This window comes from Micromonospora psammae, from assembly GCF_036902725.1.
Classification (GTDB): domain Bacteria; phylum Actinomycetota; class Actinomycetes; order Mycobacteriales; family Micromonosporaceae; genus Micromonospora.
Map to the genome: position 1 here is coordinate 636760 of NZ_JBAKHM010000001.1, position 20202 is coordinate 656961.

General features: G+C 74.3%; 19 protein-coding genes. 17 read left to right on the forward strand and 2 right to left on the reverse strand.

What is annotated here, in order from left to right; all coding sequences use genetic code 11:
* Nucleotides 1-116: 116 nt before the first annotated feature.
* From V6U79_RS02955 to V6U79_RS02995, 9 genes are all read left to right on the forward strand, one after another.
* Nucleotides 117-2951, forward strand: coding sequence for a Na+/H+ antiporter subunit A (locus tag V6U79_RS02955; protein ID WP_334613360.1), 2835 nt, complete (start codon nt 117-119; stop codon nt 2949-2951).
* Nucleotides 2948-3430, forward strand: a complete 483-nt coding sequence (locus V6U79_RS02960; RefSeq protein ID WP_334527729.1) for a Na(+)/H(+) antiporter subunit C — start codon at nt 2948-2950, stop codon at nt 3428-3430. The genes V6U79_RS02955 and V6U79_RS02960 overlap by 4 nt, the downstream gene beginning before the upstream one ends.
* Nucleotides 3427-4932: a Na+/H+ antiporter subunit D gene (locus V6U79_RS02965; protein WP_334527726.1), complete on the forward strand. Its 1506-nt coding sequence runs from the start codon at nt 3427-3429 to the stop codon at nt 4930-4932. The genes V6U79_RS02960 and V6U79_RS02965 overlap by 4 nt, the downstream gene beginning before the upstream one ends.
* A complete protein-coding gene (locus tag V6U79_RS02970; protein WP_334613361.1) occupies nt 4929-5522 on the forward strand; it encodes a Na+/H+ antiporter subunit E in 594 nt (197 codons plus the stop codon). The genes V6U79_RS02965 and V6U79_RS02970 overlap by 4 nt, the downstream gene beginning before the upstream one ends.
* Nucleotides 5519-5782 carry an MrpF/PhaF family protein gene (locus V6U79_RS02975; protein ID WP_334527720.1) on the forward strand — a complete coding sequence of 88 codons (264 nt, stop codon included), beginning with the start codon at nt 5519-5521 and terminating at the stop codon, nt 5780-5782. Before V6U79_RS02970 ends, V6U79_RS02975 begins: the two co-directional genes overlap by 4 nt.
* Complete coding sequence (mnhG, locus tag V6U79_RS02980; protein ID WP_334613362.1) at nt 5779-6114, forward strand: monovalent cation/H(+) antiporter subunit G; 336 nt, start codon at nt 5779-5781, stop codon at nt 6112-6114. Before V6U79_RS02975 ends, mnhG begins: the two co-directional genes overlap by 4 nt.
* A gap of 153 nt (nt 6115-6267) precedes the next feature.
* Nucleotides 6268-7626 carry a hemolysin family protein gene (locus tag V6U79_RS02985; protein ID WP_334527715.1) on the forward strand — a complete coding sequence of 453 codons (1359 nt, stop codon included), beginning with the start codon at nt 6268-6270 and terminating at the stop codon, nt 7624-7626.
* Nucleotides 7623-8687, forward strand: coding sequence for a hemolysin family protein (locus V6U79_RS02990; RefSeq protein WP_334527713.1), 1065 nt, complete (start codon nt 7623-7625; stop codon nt 8685-8687). Before V6U79_RS02985 ends, V6U79_RS02990 begins: the two co-directional genes overlap by 4 nt.
* A gap of 188 nt (nt 8688-8875) precedes the next feature.
* Nucleotides 8876-9799, forward strand: coding sequence for a sporulation protein (locus tag V6U79_RS02995; RefSeq protein ID WP_334527710.1), 924 nt, complete (start codon nt 8876-8878; stop codon nt 9797-9799).
* 5 nt (nt 9800-9804) lie between these two features.
* On the opposite strand, the gene leuE is transcribed toward V6U79_RS02995, so the two are convergent.
* Nucleotides 9805-10470, reverse strand: a complete 666-nt coding sequence (gene leuE / locus V6U79_RS03000; protein WP_334527707.1) for a leucine efflux protein LeuE — start codon at nt 10468-10470, stop codon at nt 9805-9807.
* A 2-nt stretch (nt 10471-10472) separates the two neighbouring features.
* The gene (locus V6U79_RS03005; protein WP_334527704.1) at nt 10473-11717 is read right to left on the reverse strand and encodes a bifunctional pyridoxamine 5'-phosphate oxidase family protein/GNAT family N-acetyltransferase; all 1245 of its coding nucleotides are present in this window, start codon (nt 11715-11717) and stop codon (nt 10473-10475) included.
* A 38-nt stretch (nt 11718-11755) separates the two neighbouring features.
* On the opposite strand from V6U79_RS03005, the gene V6U79_RS03010 reads away from it, so the two are divergent.
* The 8 genes from V6U79_RS03010 to V6U79_RS03045 all read left to right on the forward strand — a co-directional run bounded on the left by V6U79_RS03010 (nt 11756) and on the right by V6U79_RS03045 (nt 19569).
* A complete protein-coding gene (locus tag V6U79_RS03010) occupies nt 11756-13096 on the forward strand; it encodes an aminotransferase class I/II-fold pyridoxal phosphate-dependent enzyme (protein WP_334527701.1) in 1341 nt (446 codons plus the stop codon).
* Between the two features lie 151 nt (nt 13097-13247).
* On the forward strand, nt 13248-13949 hold the full coding sequence (locus V6U79_RS03015) for a UdgX family uracil-DNA binding protein (protein WP_334613364.1): 702 nt from the start codon (nt 13248-13250) through the stop codon (nt 13947-13949).
* Between the two features lie 187 nt (nt 13950-14136).
* Complete coding sequence (locus tag V6U79_RS03020; protein ID WP_334527646.1) at nt 14137-15279, forward strand: acyl-CoA dehydrogenase family protein; 1143 nt, start codon at nt 14137-14139, stop codon at nt 15277-15279.
* A 65-nt stretch (nt 15280-15344) separates the two neighbouring features.
* Nucleotides 15345-16691, forward strand: coding sequence for an MFS transporter (locus tag V6U79_RS03025; RefSeq protein WP_334527644.1), 1347 nt, complete (start codon nt 15345-15347; stop codon nt 16689-16691).
* A gap of 4 nt (nt 16692-16695) precedes the next feature.
* Nucleotides 16696-16896 carry a DUF3046 domain-containing protein gene (locus V6U79_RS03030; protein WP_088970405.1) on the forward strand — a complete coding sequence of 67 codons (201 nt, stop codon included), beginning with the start codon at nt 16696-16698 and terminating at the stop codon, nt 16894-16896.
* 186 nt (nt 16897-17082) lie between these two features.
* Nucleotides 17083-18129 (forward strand): recombinase RecA, encoded by a 1047-nt coding sequence (recA, locus tag V6U79_RS03035; RefSeq protein ID WP_088978017.1) that lies wholly within the window; start codon nt 17083-17085, stop codon nt 18127-18129.
* A gap of 15 nt (nt 18130-18144) precedes the next feature.
* Nucleotides 18145-18843, forward strand: a complete 699-nt coding sequence (locus V6U79_RS03040; RefSeq protein ID WP_334527638.1) for a regulatory protein RecX — start codon at nt 18145-18147, stop codon at nt 18841-18843.
* Between the two features lie 21 nt (nt 18844-18864).
* Nucleotides 18865-19569: a 3-keto-5-aminohexanoate cleavage protein gene (locus tag V6U79_RS03045; RefSeq protein ID WP_334527635.1), complete on the forward strand. Its 705-nt coding sequence runs from the start codon at nt 18865-18867 to the stop codon at nt 19567-19569.
* Nucleotides 19570-20202: the final 633 nt, after the last annotated feature.

A 20202-nucleotide genomic window follows, 5' to 3' on the forward strand; every position in this document is an offset into this window, starting at 1 on the left:
CCGGCCGACGGCGATTTCCGCAAAACCGCCCGTCGGCGGGTGATCTGACGTCTGATCGGTGCTGACCGGGACAAATTCCCCCGGTGCACGCCGCCAGCTCGACCGGGAGAGGACGCGTGCTCGTACTGCTGCTCCTCCACCTGGTGGCGGCGCTCGTCGCGCCGCTGCTGGTCCGGCGGTGGGGTCCGCGCGCCTGCTACCCGCTCGCGCTGGTCCCGGCCGCCGGGTGCGGCTGGGCGCTGGTCCGTACCCCGAGCGTCCGCGACGGCGGCGCGGTCGTCGAGACGTACTCCTGGATCGGCCAGCTGGACCTCGACGTGGCGCTGCGGATGACGACGCTGTCCTGGCTGATGACCCTGCTGGTCGGCGGCGTCGGCGCGCTGGTGCTGGTCTACTGCGGCCGGTACTTCTCCCGCGACTTCGCCGGCCTGCCCCGGTTCGTGGCGGTGCTGGTCGCCTTCGCCGGGGCCATGCTCGGTCTCGTCCTCGCCGACGACCTGCTGCTGCTCTACGTCTTCTGGGAACTGACCACGGTCTGCTCCTACCTGCTGATCGGGCACAGCACGGAACGCCGGTCCAGCCGGTGGGCCGCCGCGCAGGCGCTGACCGTCACCACGCTGGGCGGCCTGTGCATGCTGCTGGGCTTCCTCATCCTCGGCGAGCACGCCGGCACCTACCGCTGGTCGGAGATCGCCGCCGGGCCGCTGCCCGGCGGGGGCGCCCTGGTCGTCGCCGTACTGCTGATCCTGGCCGGCGCGCTGGCCAAGTCGGCGATCGTCCCGTTCAACGCCTGGCTGCCGGTGGCGATGGCCGCGCCCACCCCGGTCAGCGCCTACCTGCACGCCGCGGCGATGGTGAAGGCGGGGATCTACCTCCTCGGGCTGCTCGGGCCGGCGCTCGCCGACGTCGGCCCGTGGCGCCCGGTGGTGCTCACCCTCGGCCTGGTCACGATGATCGCCGGCGGCTGGGCGGCGCTGCGGCAGTGCGACCTGAAGCTGCTGCTGGCGTACGGGACGGTCAGCCAGCTCGGCCTGCTCGCGGTGGTGGTCGGCGCGGGCACCGCCGACGCCGCGCTCGCCGGGGTGGCGATGCTGCTCGCCCACGCCCTGTTCAAGGCGGCGCTCTTCCTCGTCGTCGGGATCATCGACCACGAGGTCGGCACCCGCGACCTGCGCGAGCTGTGCCGCCTCGGCCGACGGGCGCCGGTGCTGGCGGGGATCGCCACGCTCGCCGCGCTCTCCATGGCCGGCGTGCCGCCGCTGCTCGGCTTCGTCGCCAAGGAGGCGGTCTTCGCCGCGCTGGCCGAGCAGCCGGTGGTGCTGACCGGGGTGCTCGCCGGCACGGCGCTCACCGTCGCGTACAGCATCCGGTTCCTCTGGGGAGCCTTCGCCAGCCGGCCGGACGTGGCGCCGACCGAGATCGCGCCGGCCCCGGCGGCGATGCTGGCGCCGCCGGCCCTGCTCGCCGTGGCCGGCCTGATCGCCGGCCCCGCCGCTGGCGCGCTGGACGGCCTGCTGCGCCCGTACGCGGAGCTCTTCGGGGCGCCGCACGAACACCTCGCGCTCTGGCACGGCCTCACCCCCGCCCTCGGGTTGTCGGCCCTGGCGGTGGCCGGCGGCGTGGGGCTGCACGCGGTACGCGGTCCGCTCACCCCGGCGCTGCTGCGGCTGCGCTCCCCGGTCGGCGGCAACCAGGGGTACGAGTGGGTGACCCGACACTTCGACCGGCTGGCGATCGAGGTCACCGGTGCGACCCAGCGCGGTTCCCTGCCGCAGTACCTGGGCACGGTGCTGGTCGCGCTGGTGCTGGTGCCCGGGTTCGCGCTGCTGACCACCCGTCCCTGGCAGCACCGGATCGCCCTCTGGGACTCCCCGCTGCAACTGGTGGTCGGGGTGGTCATCGCCGTCGCGGCGCTGCTCGCCGTCCGCGCCCGCCGACGGCTGACCGCGATGCTGCTGGTCGGGGTGACCGGCTACGGCACCGCGATGCTCTTCGTGCTGCACGGCGCGCCCGACCTGGCGCTGACCCAGTTCCTGGTGGAGACCGCGACCATCGTGGTGTTCGTGCTGGTGCTGCGCCGGCTGCCGGAGCGCTTCTCCGCCCGGCCGCTGCGGCGCAGCCGGTGGCTGCGCCGGGCGATCGGCCTCGGCGTGGGGGTGGTCCTGGCCGGCTTCGCCCTGGTCGCCGCGGCGTCCCGCACCGCCACGCCGATCTCCGCGACCCTCCCGGAGCTCGCGGTCGTCGAGGGGTACGGCCGCAACGTGGTCAACGTGATCCTGGTGGACATCCGGGCCTGGGACACGATGGGCGAGATCGCCGTGCTGGTCGTGGCCGCCACCGGCGTGGCCAGTCTGATCTTCGAACGATCGCGGACCGGTCCCCGCCCGCGCCGGGCGGAGCCGGCCGCGCCGCGGCGCGACACCCGGTCGGTCTGGCTGCGTGGCGGGCCGACCCTGAACGAGCGGCGCCGGTCGATCGTCTTCGAGGTGGTCACCCGGCTGATCTTCCACACCGTCGTGGTCTTCTCGCTCTTCCTGCTCTTCTCCGGCCACAACGCCCCCGGTGGGGGCTTCGCCGGCGGCCTGGTCGCGAGCCTCGCGCTGGCCGTGCGCTACCTCGCCGGCGGCCGGTACGAGCTGGCCGAGGCCGCCCCGGTCGGCGCCGGCACCATCCTCGGCGCCGGGCTGGCCATCTCCGTCGGCACCGGAGTGGTGGCCCTGCTGGCCGGCGAGACGGTGCTGGAGAGCGCGAAGGTCGACCTGCCGCTGCCCGGGCTCGGCGGGCCGTACCTGGTGACCTCGCTCTTCTTCGACCTCGGCGTCTACCTGGTCGTGGTCGGGCTGGTGCTGGACATCCTGCGCAGCCTCGGCGCCCAGGTGGACCGGCACATCGAGGCGTCCGGGAAGTCCGAGCGGGGACTCGTCGTCGACCTGGAGGGGGATCGGCCGTGAGGGAGAGCGGGGCCGGCCTCACCCTGGTGCTGGTGATCGGCGTCGGGGTGCTCGCCGCGACCGGGGCGACGCTGCTGCTGGAGCGCAGCCTCACCCGGATCCTGCTCGGCGTCATCCTGCTCGGCAACGGGGTGAACCTGCTCATCCTGCTCGCCGGCCGGTCCGGCGGCGCGCCGGTGGTGGGCACCGGACCGGCCGGGGAGTTCAGCGATCCTCTGCCGCAGGCGATGGTGCTCACCGCCATCGTGATCACCTTCGGGTTCACCGCCTTCGTCGCCGCCGTGGCGTACCGCAGCTGGTACCTCACCGGCGACGACGAGGTGCAGGACGACCTGGAGGACCGGAAGATCGTGCAGCTCGCCGAGGAGAACGAGGTGCCCACCGCGGACCTCGGTGGCGAGGGGCCGGGCGACGACCCGGAGCAGGTGGACCCGGGGCCGGCGCGCCGCCGGTTGCGGCGGTCGGGCGGCGGGCAGTGACCCAGCTCCTCGCGCTGCCCGTGGTGGTGCCGCTGCTCGGCGCCGCGTTGACGCTGATCCTGGCCCGCTCGCCCCGGGTGCAGCGGACGATCAGCGTGGTCGGGCTCGCCACCAACCTGGTCGTCGCGGTGCTGCTGCTGGTCGAGGCGTACCGGCACGGGCCGGTGGTGGTGCAGGTGGGCGGGTGGCCCGCGCCGGTGGGGATCGTGCTGGTCGCCGACCAGTTGGCGGCGCTGATGCTGGTGGTCTCCTCGGCGGTGACGCTCTGCGTGCTGTTCTACTCGATCGGGCAGGGCCGCGGGGAGACCACCGAGTCGGCCCCGGTGAGCATCTACCACCCCACCTACCTGGTGCTGACCGCCGGCATCACCAACGCCTTCCTCGCCGGTGACCTGTTCAACCTCTTCGTCGGCTTCGAGATCCTGCTGGCGGCGAGCTTCGTGCTGATCACCCTCGGCGGCTCCGAGGGCCGGATCCGCACCGGGTCCACGTACGTGGTGGTCAGCCTCCTCTCCTCGATGATCTTCCTGGCCGCGGTGGGGCTGGTGTACGCGGCCACCGGCACCCTCAACCTGGCCCAGCTCGCCGCGCGGCTCGACGCCCTGCCGGCCGGCGTACGCCTCGGGTTGCAGCTCATGCTGCTGCTCGCCTTCGGCATCAAGGCGGCGGTCTTCCCGCTCTCCGCCTGGCTGCCGGACAGCTACCCCACGGCGCCGGCCCCGGTGACCGCGGTCTTCGCCGGGCTGCTGACCAAGGTCGGCGTGTACGCGATCATCCGGACCGAGACGCTGCTCTTCCCCGGCGGGCGGGTCGCCCACCTGCTGATGGTGGTGGCCGGACTGACCATGGTGATCGGCGTGCTGGGCGCGGTGGCGCAGTCGGACATGAAGCGGCTCTTCTCCTTCACCCTGGTCAGCCACATCGGCTACATGATCTTCGGGGTGGCGCTGAGCACCGCCGCCGCGCTCTCCGGCGCGATCTTCTACGTGGTTCACCACATCACCATCCAGACCACCCTCTTCCTGGTGGCCGGGCTGGTGGAGGAGCGGGCCGGCAGCACCGACCTGCGCCGGATCGGCGGCCTGGCCCGGGTCGCCCCGCTGCTGGCCGTGCTCTTCTTCGTCCCGGCGATGAACCTCGCCGGCATTCCGCCCTTCTCCGGTTTCCTGGGCAAGCTCGGCCTCCTCCAGGCCGGCGTGGCGACCGGCGGTCCGCTGCCCTGGGTGCTCGTCGTCGCCGGGACCGTGACCAGCCTGCTCACCCTCTACGCCGCGTCCCGGGTGTGGAACATCGCCTTCTGGCGGGCGCCGCAACTGGCCACCGCCGAACCGCCGGTGCGGCTGCCCACCCTGATGGTCGGCGCCACCACCGCCCTGGTCGTGCTGGGACTGCTGCTCACCGCCGCCGCCGGCCCGCTCTTCGAGGTCACCGCCGACGCCGCCGCCGACCTGCGCCAGCGCACCCCGTACGTCCGGGCCGTCCTCCCCGGCGGTACGCCGTGACCGCCCCCGATCCGGCCGCGGGCGGTGCTTCCGGGCTGCGGCGGGCCGGGCGACGACGGGACCAGTTGATCGCGCTGGGCTGGCTGGTCGGAGTCTGGAACCTGCTCTGGGGCGACTTCTCCTGGGGCAACCTGCTCGGCGGGGTGCTGATCGGCGTGGCGGTGCTGCTGTTCTTCCCGCTGCCGCCGATCTCCTTCGGCGGGCGGGTCCGCCCCCGAGCCCTGCTGGTGCTCGCGGTGACCTTCGTCGCCGAACTGGTCAGCGCCAGCGTGCGCGTCGCCGCCATCGCGGTACGCCCCGGCTACCGCCCCCGCAGCGCGATCGTCGCGGTGCGGCTGCGGGTCCGCACCGACCTCAACCTGGCGCTCACCGCCGAACTGCTCTCGCTGGTCCCGGGCACCCTGATCCTGGAGACCGACCGGGACGCCGGCGTCCTGTACGTGCACGTGCTGGACGTGCGCGGGCCGGCGGACCTGACCGTCGGCCGGGACCGGGTCCTCGCCGTCGAGGAGCGGGTCGTCCGGACCATCGGCAGCGCCGACGAACTGCGCCTGCTCACCACCGACCCCCGTAACCAGGAGGCACCGTGACCACCGTCCTCGCCGTCGTGCTGACCGTGCTGCTCTCGACCACCGCACTGCTCGCCCTGGCCCGGATCTACCGCGGCCCCTCGCTGCTGGACCGGGTGATCGCCGCCGACCTGCTGCTCGCCACCATGCTCGGCGCGGTGGGGGCGGAGGCCGCGGTGACCCGGCACGCCACCACCCTGCCGGTGCTGGTGGTCCTATCCCTGCTCGGTTTCGTCGGTTCCGTCGCCCTGGTCCGGTTCGCCGCCCGGGCGGAGTCGTGAACGCGGGCACGGTCGCCGACTGGCTGGGCGGCTTCGCGCTGGTCGGGGGCGCGCTGCTCAGCCTCGCCGCCGGGATCGGGGTGCTGCGCTTCCCGGACGTGCTGGACCGGATGCACGCGGCGACCAAACCGCAGGTGCTCGGGGTGCTGCTCCTGCTGCTGGGGCTGGCGCTGCGGCTGCGTACCCCGGCCGACCTCGGGATGATCGCGCTGGTGGGCATCTTCCAACTCGTCACCGCCCCGGTGGCCGCGCAGATGATCGGCCGGGCCGCGTACCGCTCCGGCCGGGTCGACCGCAGCCTGCTCGACACCGACGAACTGGCCGACCGGTGAGCAGCGTCCTTCCGCACACCTCCAGCGGACGTACAGCCGCCGCGGATAGAATTGCCGCATGATCGACTCCTCTGCCCAGGAGGGCAGCAGTAGCCAGCCGGGTCGTGCCCGGCATCCCCTCGGCCCGACGTCCCCGGGAGCCCTGAGCGACCCGTGTTGATCGTTGTCGGCCTTCTTCTCATCATCGTTCTCACCGCCGCCACCGGGTACTTCGTGGCCCAGGAGTTCGGTTACGTCGCCGTGGACCGCGGCAAGCTCAAGCAACAGGCCGACGCGGGCGACCAGAAGGCCGCCCGGGCCCTGGAGGTCACCGGGCGGCTCTCCTTCATGCTCTCCGGCGCCCAGCTCGGCATCACCGTGACCGCCCTGCTGGTCGGTTACGTCGCCGAGCCGTACCTCGGCGCCGGGCTGGCCGAGCTGCTCGGCGGCGCGGGCGTCTCCAGCGCGGTCAGCCTGCCACTGTCGGTGGCGCTCGCCCTGGTCATCGCCACCGTGGTGCAGATGGTCCTCGGCGAGCTGGCCCCGAAGAACCTGGCCATCGCCCGCGCCGAGCCGCTCGCCCGGGCGCTGAGCCGCTCCACCCTGATCTACCTGAAGGTCGCCGGACCGCTGATCACGCTCTTCGACCGGGCCGCCGTCCGGCTGCTGCGCCGGATCGGCATCGAGCCGATCGAGGAGCTCCCCAGTGGCGCCACCCCCGAGGACCTGGAGCAGATCATCGCCGAGTCCCGCGAGGAGGGGCGCCTCGACGCCGAGATGTCCGACCTGCTGGACCGGGGGCTCGACTTCCGGGAGCTGACCGCCGGGGAGGCCATGGTCCCCCGGGTCGACGTGCACACCGTACGGGCGCACGAGCCGGTCAGCCGGATCGTCGAGCTGCTCGACACGGGTCACTCCCGGTTCCCGGTCCGCGGGTCCGAGGGCGTCGACGACCTGGTCGGCGTGGTCGGCATCGCCGACGTGCTCGGCGTGCCGCCGGAGCGGCGCCGCAGCACCCCGGTCAGCGCGGTGGCCGTACCCCCGTTGCTGGTGCCGGAGACGCTGCCGCTGCCTACGGTGCTGGACCGGCTGCGCTCCGGGCACCGGCAGCTGGCCTGCGTGGTCGACGAGTACGGCGGGTTCGCCGGGGTGATCACCCTGGAGGACATCGCCGAGGAGCTGGTCGGCCCGATCCGGGACGAGGACGACCCGCCGGATCGCGCCCCGGCCCGCCAGGCGGACGGCTCCTGGGTGGTGCCGGCCCGGTGGCGGATCGACGAGGTCGCCGACAGCACCGGCATCGCCCTGCCCGAGGCCCCCGAGTACGACACGCTCTCCGGGCTGGTCATGCGGGAGCTGGGTCGGGTGCCCGAGGTCGGTGACCGGCTGGAGATCCGGCTCGCCGTCGACGGTGAGGAATCGGACGAGCAGTCGAGGGCCCTGGTCGAGGTGCTGGTGGTGGACCGGCACGTGGCCGACTCGGTGCGGCTGCGGATGGCCGGCGCGGTGCGGGACGGGGAGGGGGCGGCATGAGCCCGACCGTCGCGCTGCTGATCTCGGGGCTGCTCCTCGTGCTGAACGGCTTCTTCGTCGCCGCCGAGTTCGCCCTGCTGGCGAGCAAGCGCTACCGCCTGGAGCAGGCGGCGGCCGGTGGCAGCCGGGCTGCCCGGGCCGCGCTGGACGGCGTACGGGAGCTGTCGCTGATGCTGGCCGGCGCCCAGCTCGGCATCACGCTCTGCACGCTGGGGCTCGGCGCGCTGGCCGAGCCGGCGATCGAGCACCTGCTCAGCCCGCTGCTGCACGCGGTGGGCCTGCCGGACGCGGCCAGCCACGCGATCGCGCTGGTCTTCGCCCTGGGGCTGGTGACCTTCCTGCACCTGGTGGTCGGCGAGATGGCTCCGAAGTCGTGGGCGATCACCGACGCGGAGCGCTCGGCGACGCTGCTGGCCCTGCCGTTCCGGGCCTTCGCCCGGGTCTCCCGGCCGGTGCTCTCGGTGCTCAACGCGCTGGCCAACGCGGTCCTGCGGCTGGTCGGCGTGCAGCAGCAGGACCAGCTCGCCCAGGTGCACGGCCCGGACGAGCTGCGCATCCTGCTGGAGCAGTCCCGCGAGCACGGCCTGCTCGGCGCGGAGCAGCACCTGCTGCTGACCAGCATGCTGGAGTTGCAGGGCACCACGGTCGCCGACGTGATGGAGCCGTTCGAGCGCATCGTCACGGTGCGCCGGGACGATTCCGCCGAGCGGATCGAGCAGGTCAGCCGGGACAGCGGCCGGTCCCGGCTGGCCGTGGTGGACGGCAACGGCGAGGTGTGCGGCCTGGTGCACGTCCGGGAGGCGGTCCGGGCCGTCACCACTGGCCGCCCGGCGACCGCCGGTGAGCTGATGACCCGCTCGTTCACGCTGCCGGCCACCGCCTCGGTCACCGAGGCGGTGGCCGCGATGCGCGCCGACCAGGCCCAGCTGGCGCTGGTCCGCAACGGTGGCGGCCCGACCCGGCCGATCGGTTTCGTGGCGCTGGAGGACCTGCTCGAGGAGGTCATCGGCGAGTTCGACGACGAGACCGACCCCGTCCCGCGCGGCCGCCGCATGCGCTGACGTCCCGTCCCGCCCGGTCCCCGCCGAGTCCCGTCCCCGTTTGCGGCGTGTCGTGCCCTCCGTCTGTCCGGAAGGCGCGACGCGCCGCGAACCGTGTGGCATCAGACCGGCACGGCCGGGCGAGGCGTGGCCGGCCGGGGACCGGGAAAGCTCGCGGGTCGGTGCCGGCCGGAGACGGGGGAGCGGGCGTGCGGCTGACCGGGGTGTCGCGGGAGTCCGGGTGGACCGGGCTGTCGGTGAGCACCACCCTGACCAACGCGGGCACCCGTCCCGGGCTGCGCCTGCCGGGGCGGGTGATGCTCACCGCCGGGCCGGAGGACGTCCCGGTGCGGCACGTCCGGCTCGGACTGGTCGCCCAGGCCGAACCGGAGGATCCCGGTGCGCCCCGCCGCCTGGTGCAGTACCACCAGGTGCCGGTGGCGGGCCGTTTCGTGGTGCCGGCGGGACGGCGGCGGGCAATCGACTTCGCCGTGCCGCTGCCCTGGGAGACCCCGGTGACCATCTTCGGCGGGGTGCCGCTGCTGAGCCTGCGTACCGGGCTGCGCACCGAGGTCTCCGTCGACCCGGATCTGGACCAGGGCGCGATGGTGCCGGTCTTCGTCCACCCGCTCCCCACCCAGCTGCACATCCTCGCCGCGCTGGACACGCTCGGTTTCACGATGCGCCAGGCGGGCCTGGTGCACGGGCGGCTGCCCGGGGTGGAGCAGGTGTTGCCGCTGCACCAGCGGCTCGGTTTCTGGGTGGGGCCGCTCTACGCCGGCCCGATCACCGAGCTGGAGCTGATCTTCGTGGCGAACTCCGCGGGCCTGGAGGTGCTCCTCTGGATGGACCGGCGGCTCTCCCTGGCGGGCATCACCCACCAGAGCATCAGCCGGTTCCGGATCTGGCACCTCGGTGACGACCAGCGGGACTGGGTCGCCATCGTGGACGGCTGGCTGCGGGAGGCGATCAACCGGCACGCGGCGGCCGCCGCCCACGCCCACTGGTCGGCCAACATCACCGAGTCGGCCCATGTCAGCCGCCGGCCCGACCACCCGGTCGCGCCCGGTTACGGCCTGGGCGGCACCGCGGGTGGCGGCGGCATCGGCGGGGGCGGCGGCGACGGCACCTGAGCCGGCTACACCGAGGCGGTGGCGAGCTTCAGGCCGAAGCCGAGGAAGAGCACCCCGATGCCGGTGGTGGCGCCCGCGGCGAGCCGCCGCCGGCGCCGGAACTGCGCCGCGAGGAACGTGCCGGCGAAGATCAGCGCGGTGAGGTAGAGCGCGCTGGTCACCTGGGCGATCACCCCGAGCAGCAGGAACGACAGCGCCGGCCAGGCGTAGCCGGGGTCGACGAACTGGATGAAGAACGAGATGAAGAAGAGGATCGCCTTGGGGTTGAGCAGGCTGATCACCAGCGCCTTGCGGAACGGGCTGCGCATCGCCGCCGGCTCCGCGGCGTCGATCAGGCGCGGGGCCGCCGGGTCGTTGCGGTCGCGCCAGCGCCGCCCGGCGCCGCGCAGCATCGTCAGCCCGACATATCCGAGGTACGCCGCGCCGGCGTACTTGATCACCAGGAAGAGCGGCGGGTACGCCTGGAGCAGCGACGCCACCCCGGCGGCGGAGAGGATCATCAGCACCGAGTCGCCGACGAACACCCCGCCGGCGGCCCGGTAACCGGCCCCCACCCCCCGCTTCGCCGCGGTGGAGAGCACGAAGAGCGAGTTGGGCCCGGGCAGCAGGATGATCGCCACGGTCCCCAGCAGGTACGTCCAGATGTCGGTGATGCCCAGCACGCCCGCCATCCTCACCCCACCGGTGCGGCCGCGCGAAGCCTTTTCCGGAGGCTGACCTGTGCGTTCGGCCACTCGTCGACGGTCATCGCGTACTGCACGGTGTCCCGCCAGGAGCCGTCCGGGCGCTGCCGGTGCATCCGCAGCACGCCCTCGCGGGTGGCGCCCAGGCGCTCGATCGCCGCCTGCGAGCGGGTGTTGCGGATGTCGGTGTGCCAGGCCACCCGGACCGCGCCGAGCTGGTCGAACGCGCGGGCGAGCAGCAGCAGCTTGGCCTCGGTGTTGATCCCGCTGCGCCACCAGGGCCGGCCCAGCCAGGTGTGGCCGATGGCGACCGCCCGGCGCTCGGGGTCGATGTCGTAGTACGAGGTGCTGCCGACCACCGCGCCCGTGCGCGCGCAGCGCTGTACCCAGGCCACCCGCTCACCCCGGTACCCGGCGGCCAGCGCGCCGGCGACGATCTCCCTCATGGTGGCCGGGTCGGTGGGCAGCGGCTGGGCCAGGTGGGCCCAGACCTCGGGCTCGGCGGTGGCGGTGAAGAGCTCGTCGGCGTGGGCCAGGTCCAGCGGCTCCAGCCGCACGTGCTCGCCCCGCAGGGTCGCCGCCTCGTGCCACGGCGAGCCGGCCGGCCGCAGGTACGCCGGCACCGGCGCGGTCACCCCGGCGTCCGGTTCGGGCGCCCCGGCGGTCAGCCGCAGCGGCACCACCCCGGCCCAGTACGGCAGGTCCAGATCGGCCGGCTCGTCGCTCGCCCCGCCGGTGCGGGACCGCACCGACACCTCGCGCAGCGGCAGCGCCAGCACGGCGGTCTCGGCCAGCTCGCGGCGGCTCGGCGGGCGGCTGTCGGTGCTGCGGCCGGCGCCGACCTTCTCCACCAGCGCGGTGAGCATCTCGCGCTTCTCGCCGTCGTCGGTGACCAGGTGGGCGGTGCCGTGCGCCACCACCGACCGGTAGTTGGCGCTGTGGTGGAACTGGGAGCGCCCGTAGACCAACCCGTCGAGCAGGGTGACGGTGACGCAGACCGGCAGCCCGGCGGCGCCCCGGGCGGCGAGCAGCGGCCCGCTGCCGGTGGAGCCGTGCAGGTAGAGGGTGTCGCCGACGCGCACGTGCAGGGTGGGCAGCAGCCGCGGCTCGCCGTCGGAGACGAAGCCGAGCACGCAGTGGTGGGCCTCGTCGAGCACCGCGTGGGCGGCGGCCCGGTCGTAGCTCATCCGGTCGCGGGAGCGGCTGGCGGTGGTCCGCGCGGTCGGGGGGTACATGCGACATCCCACCTTTGTTCTAGTACAATGCCGGAGTTGTGGCAGTACGTTATCAGATCAGCGGGGCGACGTCGGCCGCCATTTCGGCCAGTGTGGAAACCGGCATCCGCACCGGCGCGCTCGACGCCGGCGCCGCCCTGCCCGCGGTCCGCGCCCTCGCCGTCGAGCTGGCGGTCAGCCCGGCCACCGTCGCCCGGGCCTACCAGGAGCTGCGCCGGCGGGGCCTGATCGTCACCGCCGGCCGGCACGGCACCCGGGTGCGTCCCCGGCCGCCGGTCGCGGGCCGCCGCGCCGTGCTGCACCCGCCGCCCGCCCCCGGCACCCGGGACCTGTCCCTGGGCCGGCCCGACCCCCGGCTGCTGCCCCCGCTCGGCCCGCACCTGGCCGCGCTGGCCGCCGAGATCGGCCCGCCCACCGGGTACGCGGCCGACGCCGTGGTCCCCGGCCTGGCCGCCGCCGCCCGGGAGCGACTCACCGCCGACGGCGTGCCGGCCGACGACCTCACCGTCACCGGGGGCGCGCTGGACGGCATCGAGCGGCTGCTCGCCGCCCACCTGCGCCCCGGAGACGCGGTCGCGGTGGAAGATCCGGGCTGGGCCAACCTGCTCGACCTGGTCGCCGCGCTGGGGCTGCGTCCGATCGCCGTGCCGGTGGACGCGGAGGGGCCCACCGAGGCCGGGGTGCGCGACGCGCTGACCCTGGGGGCCCGGGCCCTGGTGGTCACCAGCCGCGCCCAGAACCCCACCGGCGCCGCCGTCTCCACCGACCGCGCCGGCGCGCTGCGTGAGCTGCTCGCCGGCCGGCCCGACCTGCTGCTGATCGAGGACGACCACGCCGCCGAGCTGGCCCGGGTGCCGCTGCACCCGCTCGCCGGGGCGACCCCGTCGTGGGCCTTCGTCCGCTCGGTGAGCAAGCCGTTCGGCCCCGACCTGCGGCTGGCGGTGCTGGCCGGCGACGAGGCCACCGTGGCCCGGGTCGCCGGGCGGGCCCGGGTCGGCGCCGGCTGGGTCTCCACAGTGCTGCAACGCCTGGTGCTGGCGATGTGGGACGACCCGGCCACCGCCGCGCTGGTCCGACGGGCCGGCGCCGAGTACGAACGCCGCCGTGCCGGCCTGCTGGCCGGGCTCGCCGCCCGGGGCCTGACCGGGTGCGGACGCACCGGCATCAACGTGTGGCTGCCGGTGCCGGACGAGACGGCCGCGGTCACCGCCCTGCGGGACGCCGGCTGGTCGGTCGCCCCGGGCGCGCTCTACCGGATCGCCGCCGACCCGGGCATCCGGATCACGGTGAGCCCGCTCGACGACGCCGACGTCGCACCTCTCGCCGACGCGGTGGCGCGGGCGGTACGCCCGGCGGGCCCGCGCGGCTTCACCGCCTGACCGCCCACTGTGGTCGCCGGCCCGGGTCTTCCGGGTGGCCAGGTCGAGGGCCACCAGCTCTGCGGGTCGCGCGGGCCCGCCGGCGATCCGGCCCGGTGCGCCGGGCGGGTCCCGTCGCGTCACCGGCACCGCGCGGGGTAGAACAGTCGCCATGGCCGAGCAGACCGACGCACCCGGTGCCCAGCAGTTCATCCCCCCGCAGGCCGACACCCTGGACGAGCTGCGCGCCGCATCCGCCGGCTGCCAGGGCTGCGAGCTCTACCGGGACGCCACCCAGACGGTCTTCGGCCGGGGCGACGAGAGCGCCCGGGTGGTCTTCGTCGGTGAGCAGCCCGGCGACCTGGAGGACCAGAAGGGACTGCCGTTCGTCGGCCCGGCCGGGCGGCTGCTGCGCAAGGCGGTCGACGACGCCGGACTCGACCCGGGGCAGCTCTACATCACGAACGCCGTCAAGCACTTCCGGCACGAGGTGCGGGGCCGGCGACGCATCCACCAGACCCCGGACCGGGTGCACATCACCGCCTGCCGCCCGTGGCTGGTCGCCGAGTTCGCCCGGCTGCGCCCGGACCTGGTGGTGGTGCTCGGCGCGACCGCCGCCAAGGCGCTGCTCGGGCCGTCGTTCCGGGTCACCCGGCAGCGCGGCGAGCTGCTGCCGTGGCCGGCGTCCGCCCAGAATCCGCAGGATTTCACCCGGGTGCCGGTGGACAGCGCGGGCCGGGTCGCCGACGCGCCCGCCGCCCGGATGCTGGCCACCATCCACCCGTCCGCGGTCCTGCGGGCCGACGACCAGGACGCCGCGTACGCGGGGCTGGTGGCCGACCTGACCGTCGGCGCGCGCGCCCTGGCCGCCTGACGGCGGTCGACCGGCGCCGCCCGTGGTACCCGTCTATCTCCATGATCGCGCTCTAACCGGGAAGTAGTGGCCTCGTGACGCCGTCGTGGCCACTACATCCACGTTCGAGCGCGATCATGGGGACCGCCGGCGGGGGCGTCGGGCGACCCCCTGGGCAGCGCGGGTGAGCGGTGCCACACTGGCCGGCATGGAGCAGCATCTCTACGAAGCCGTCCACGAGGAGTTCCGCGACCTGTGCCGGGAGTTCCTGGCCCGCGAGGCGGTGCCGCACCACGAGCGCTGGGAGGCCGACGGCATCGTCGACCGGGAGGTGTGGCGCAAGGCCGGGGCGGCCGGGCTGCTCGGTATGGACGTCGACCCGGAGTACGGCGGTGGTGGGCAGCAGGACTTCCGGTTCAACGCGGTGCTGGTCGAGGAGGTCGTCGCCGCCGGCTGCTCGGGGCTCGGCTTCGGCCTGCACAACGACGTGGTGGCGCCGTACCTCACCGAGCTGACCACCGACGACCAGCGCAAGCGCTGGCTGCCCGGCTTCTGCTCCGGCGACCTGGTGACCGCGATCGCGATGAGCGAGCCGGGCGCGGGCTCGGACCTGGCCGGGGTCCGCACCAGCGCGGTCCGCGACGGCGACGCGCTCGTGCTCAACGGCCAGAAGACCTTCATCACCAACGGCGAGATGGCCGACCTCGTGGTCGTGGTGGCGCGGACCGCGCCGGACCAGGGCGCGCACGGGGTGAGTCTGGTCGCGGTGGAGACCGGCACGCCCGGCTTCAGCCGGGGCCGGCGGCTGGCCAAGGTCGGCCTGAAGGCCAACGACACCGCCGAGCTCTTCTTCGACGACTGCCGGGTGCCGGCGGAGAACCTGATCGGCACCGAGAACCACGGCTTCTACCACCTGATGGGCAACCTGCCCCGGGAGCGGCTGAGCATCGCCGTGGCCGCGGTGGCGGCGGCGGAGAAGCTGCTGGCGGTCACCCTCGACTACGCCCGCTCGCGGGAGGCGTTCGGCCGGCCGATCGGGAAGTTCCAGCACAACCGGTTCCTCCTAGCCGAGCTGGACACCGAGGTCACCATCGCGCGCACCTTCGTCAACCACTGCGTCGCCGAGTTCAACGCCGGCCGGCTCTCGGTGACCGACGCGGCGAAGGCGAAGTGGTGGACCACCGAGCTGCAGAACCGGGTCGCCGACCGGTGCGTGCAGCTGCACGGTGGCTACGGCTTCATGCTGGAGTACCCGGTCGCGAAGGCCTGGCTGGACGGGCGGGTGCAGACCATCTACGGCGGCACCACCGAGATCATGAAGGAGATCATCGGGCGGGGCCTCGGCCTGTAGCGAAACCCGGTGCGGCCGGCCCGGTCAGGTGCGCGAGGATGGGAGACCCTTACCGAGGAGGTCCGATGGCCACCGACCTGACCGCGCCGGCCCGTACCCGGCCGGACGTCGCGCCGATCCAGCGGCGGACCCTGGGGCTGCTCTTCACCACCCAGATCATCGGCGGGATCGGCGTCACCATCGGCATCGCGGTGGGGGCGCTGCTCGCCGCCCGGGTCGCCGGCACCGCGGTCGCCGGCCTGGCGCAGAGCGCCGCCGTGGTGGGCGGGGCCCTGCTCGCCGTACCGGTCACCCGGATCATGAACGGGTACGGACGCCGGCCGGGGCTGGCCTTCGCCTACCTGGCCGGCGCGGTCGGGGCGGTGCTGGTGGTGCTCGCCACCGTCACCCGCTCCGTGCCGCTGCTCTTCCTCGGCATGCTGCTCTTCGGCGGGGGCACCGCGGCGAACCTCCAGGCCCGCTACGCCGCGGTGGACCTCGCCGAGCCGGCCCGGCGGGGCCGCCAGCTCTCCCTGATCGTCTGGGCGACCACCATCGGCGCGGTGTCGGCGCCGAACTTCGCCGCGCTCGCCGACCGCACCACCAGCGGTTGGGGGTTGCCGGCGCTGGCCGGCCCGTTCGCGTTCAGTGCCGCCGCCTTCGTGCTCGCCGCCGTCGTACTCCTGGGCCTGCTGCGGCCCGACCCGTTGCTGACCGCGCGCCGGCTGGCGGCGGCCGAGGCCCCGGTGGCGGCCGGCCCGCCGCCGGAGTTCACCCCACCGGCCGGCGCCGTCGCCCCGCCGGCGCCGACCGCCCGGCGCGGCGCGGGGATGCGGGTGGCCTGGCAGGTGGTACGCGGGCGCCCGGCCGCCCGGCTCGGCATCGCGGCGGTGGCGGTGGGCCACGTGGTGATGGTGGCGGTGATGTCGATGACCCCGGTACGCCTCGGCGAGTCGCACGGCGACGCGGACGTGCTGCGGGTGGTCGGCATCGTGCTGAGTCTGCACATCGCCGGCATGTACGCCCTCAGCCCGGTGGTGGGCTGGCTCACCGACCGGCTCGGTCGACGGGCGGTCGTGCTCGGCGGCGTCGGCACGCTGCTGGCCGCCTGCGCGGTCGCCGGCACCGCCGGGCACCACACGCCCCGGCTCTCGATCGGCCTGGTCCTGCTCGGGCTGGGGTGGTCCGGCACCATGGTGGCCGGCTCGACCCTGCTGTCGGAGTCGGTGCCGGCGGCGGTCCGGCCGAGCGTGCAGGGCTTCTCCGACCTGACGATGGGGCTGGCCGGCGCGGGGGCCGCCGCGGCCAGCGGGTTTGTCATGCGGGCGGCCGGTTATCCGGTGCTCACCCTGCTGGCGGCGATCGCGGTCGTGCCCCTGGTGGCGCTAGCGTTGCGTCCGGTGCCGGTGGGAGCACCCGACGAGGAGGAATGATCACGTGCGGCTGACCGACTTCTGGGCCCGGTTGGAGGAGGCCTTCGGGCCGGGTTACGCGGCCAGCATCGCCCGCGACCAGGTGCTCTCCCAGCTCGGTGGGCGGACCATCGAGCAGGCGCTGAGCTCGGGTGAGCAGACCCACGTGGTGTGGCGGGCGGTCGTGGCCGCCTATCCCGACCGGGTGCCCGCACGGCTGCGCTGAGCAGCCCGTTGCCCGCTTCCGCGTGTCGCTTGCCGACTCGTACACCTGTTCGGCTATTGTCCACAGCGGGGGTGCTCGTCCACAGCTCACGGCCGGTCGGCTGGTTTTCTGTCGGACCCAGCGCCTAGCGTGTCCCGCGTGACGCGAAGCTCAGGAAAGACGCCGGCGAAGGCAGGGGTGGCAAACATGGCCGCAGGGCCCGACCGGGAGAAGGCACTCGACCTTGCTCTCGCTCAGATCGACAAGCAGTTCGGCAAGGGTTCGGTGATGCGGCTGGGGGAGCGGCCGGTCATCCAGACCTCGGTGATCCCCACCGGCTCGATCGCGCTCGACGTGGCGCTCGGGGTGGGCGGTCTGCCCCGCGGCCGGGTCGTCGAGATCTACGGTCCGGAGTCCAGCGGTAAGACCACGGTCGCCCTGCACGCGGTGGCCAACGCCCAGCGGGCCGGCGGCATCGCCGCCTTCGTCGATGCCGAGCACGCCCTCGACCCGGAGTACGCGAAGGCCCTCGGCGTCGACACCGACGCCCTGCTGGTCTCCCAGCCGGACACCGGCGAGCAGGCGCTGGAGATCGCGGACATGCTGGTCCGCTCCGGCGCGATCGACATCATCGTGATCGACTCGGTGGCGGCCCTGGTGCCGCGCGCCGAGATCGAGGGCGAGATGGGCGACAGCCACGTGGGTCTCCAGGCCCGGTTGATGAGCCAGGCGCTGCGGAAGATCACCGGTGTGCTCAACAACACCGGCACCACCGCGATCTTCATCAACCAGCTCCGCGAGAAGATCGGCGTGATGTTCGGCAGCCCGGAGACCACCACCGGTGGTCGGGCGCTGAAGTTCTACGCCTCGGTCCGACTCGACGTGCGCCGCATCGAGAGCCTCAAGGACGGCACCGACGTGGTCGGTAACCGCACCCGGGTCAAGGTCGTCAAGAACAAGGTCGCCGCGCCGTTCAAGCAGGCCGAGTTCGACATCATGTACGGCAAGGGCATCTCCCGCGAGGGCTCGCTGATCGACGTCGGCGTGGAGCAGGCGATCATCCGCAAGTCCGGCGCCTGGTACACCTACGACGGTGACCAGCTCGGCCAGGGCAAGGAGAAGGCGCGGGAGTTCCTCAAGGAGAACCCGGACGTGGCCGCCGAGATCGAGAAGAAGATCCTGGAGAAGCTCGGCGTCGGGGTCGGCGCGGGCGACGCCGCCGGCGGCCCGGAGCTGCCGCCGGTGGACTTCTGACCGGTCAGCGGTTAAGTGGCAGGACGACGCGCCCGCACGGGGCGGGGCTGGGATGCCAGTCCGCCCCGCGCGGGTGACGCCAACAGCACCCCCCGGCCGCGCCGGGGTCGTCGCGGCGGGTCCGACGGGACCGACCCGGAGCCGCCGACCGGCCCGCCGCGGGACGAGGCGGAGCTGGCCCGGGAGATCTGCCTGCGGCAGCTCGCCGTGCGCCCCCGCACCCGGGCCGAGCTGGCCGGGGCGCTGGCCAAGCGGGGCATCTCCGACGAGGTGTCGGCCGAGGTGCTCGACCGCTACGACGAGGTCGGCATCATCGACGACGCCGCCTTCGCCCGCGCCTGGGTCTCCAGCCGGCACACCGGCCGGGGCCTGGCCCGCCGGGCGCTCGCCAACGAGCTGCGCCAGCGCGGCGTGGACGGCGAAGTGGCCAGCGAGGCGCTCGGTGAGCTGGACGAGGAGACCGAGGCGGAGACCGCCCGTGCCCTGGTGGAGCGGAAGCTCCGCACGGCCCGGGGTGAGCCCGACGCGGTGTTCCGGCGGCTGGTCGGGATGCTGGCCCGCAAGGGTTACCCGCCCGGCGTGGCGATCCGCGCGGTGAAGGACGCGCTCGCCGCGCAGAGCGCCGAGGCGGCGGAGTTCGCCGAGCAGATCGACGCCGACGCCCTCGCCGAGGCCGAGGGGGAGCTCGACCGGGACAGCCGGGTGGTGGAGTGAGCCGACGGGCAGGATGATCCGGTGCTGAAGGCGTGTCTCAACGGTGGCCGTCGACGCGACGAGCACGACGCCGTGCCGGTCACCATCGCCGAGCTGGCCGCGGACGCGGTCCGCTGCGCCGAGCTCGGCGTGCCGGCCGTGCACGTCCACCCCCGCGACGCCTCCGGCGCCGAGTCGCTGGCCCCCGCGGTGATCGCCGACACGGTCACCGCTCTCCGCGCCGCCCGACCCGGCCTGGCGCTCGGCCTGACCACCGGCGCCTGGATCGAGCCCGACCCGGCCGCCCGGGTGGCCGCCGTACGCGCCTGGCCGGTCCTGCCCGACTTCGCCTCGGTCAACGCCCACGAGGAGGGTGCGGAGGCGGTCGCGGCGGCCCTGCACGAGCGGGGGGTGCTGGTCGAGGCGGGGCTCTGGACCGTGGAGGCGGTCCGGTCCTGGCGGCGGTGGCGGACGCCGGCCGGACGGCTGCTGGTCGAGTGCACCCCGGACGACCCGGCGGCGGCGCTGGCCGACGCCGCGGCGATGCTCGCCGCCCTCGCTCCCGAAGACCCGCCCGTGCTGCTGCACGGCGAGGGCGCCGGAGCCTGGCCGGTGCTCAGCGAGGCGGTCCGCCGGGGCCTGGACACCCGGATCGGCCTGGAGGACACCCTGCACCTCCCCGACGGCGGCCTCGCGACCGACAACGCCGCGCTGGTGGCCGCGGCCGTCGCCCTCGGCGCCGGCTGAGCCGGCAAGGTCACCGCCCCGGCCTTCCGGGGCCCGTGCGGTGGCACAGCCTGGCGGCGACACCCACGCCCACCGCGGCACCGGGGCCCGAGGGATCAGGACGCCGAGACTTGGGCACGCTGTCGACAATCGGCCGTACGCACCGTTGCCAGCCGCCGGCCGGCCACCCGGAGCGTCGGCCGGCTGTCCTTCTTTGTCCCTGGCTGTCCGCCATGCGATCACCGCCGGGTGACGGGACAACTTCTCTCCGTTCGGGGGGTTTGATCATGACTCCTTGACCGGAGGCCCCCCGGCGACCTAGCCTCGCCCTACAGGCTCACATTGCCCGACCAGCGCAGGCTAAGCGCACAACATAGATCTCGTAACGGAACAGCATCACTTTGGCCAGCTCCACCGGCCTTTGACGGCAGCTCCGGACAGCCGGTCCGGAGCCGACCCGACAACTGCACCCGGCTGTCGGCGACGCCCTCGTGGCTGCGCCGACGGAGAGCTGTACCCACGGCCAGCCGCTCGGTCGGGCGTCCAGAGCCGCGGTGGCCCGTGCCCGGCACGGTCCGTCGCGGCGTCGACGTTCAGGGGAGGCGGCCATGACGGCGCGGCACAGGGACCGATGGTCCCCAGGAGGTGACGGCC

Excerpts from the sequence above, each read along its gene's own strand:
- recA (WP_088978017.1), top strand. The coding sequence starts at position 17,083 with ATGGCCGCAGGGCCCGACCGGGAGAAGGCACTCGACCTTGCTCTCGCT.
- leuE (WP_334527707.1), bottom strand. The coding sequence starts at position 10,470 with ATGGCGGGCGTGCTGGGCATCACCGACATCTGGACGTACCTGCTGGGG.
- V6U79_RS03015 (WP_334613364.1), top strand. The coding sequence starts at position 13,248 with ATGGCCGAGCAGACCGACGCACCCGGTGCCCAGCAGTTCATCCCCCCG.
- V6U79_RS02990 (WP_334527713.1), top strand. The coding sequence starts at position 7,623 with ATGAGCCCGACCGTCGCGCTGCTGATCTCGGGGCTGCTCCTCGTGCTG.
- V6U79_RS03020 (WP_334527646.1), top strand. The coding sequence starts at position 14,137 with ATGGAGCAGCATCTCTACGAAGCCGTCCACGAGGAGTTCCGCGACCTG.
- V6U79_RS03025 (WP_334527644.1), top strand. The coding sequence starts at position 15,345 with ATGGCCACCGACCTGACCGCGCCGGCCCGTACCCGGCCGGACGTCGCG.
- V6U79_RS03005 (WP_334527704.1), bottom strand. The coding sequence starts at position 11,717 with ATGTACCCCCCGACCGCGCGGACCACCGCCAGCCGCTCCCGCGACCGG.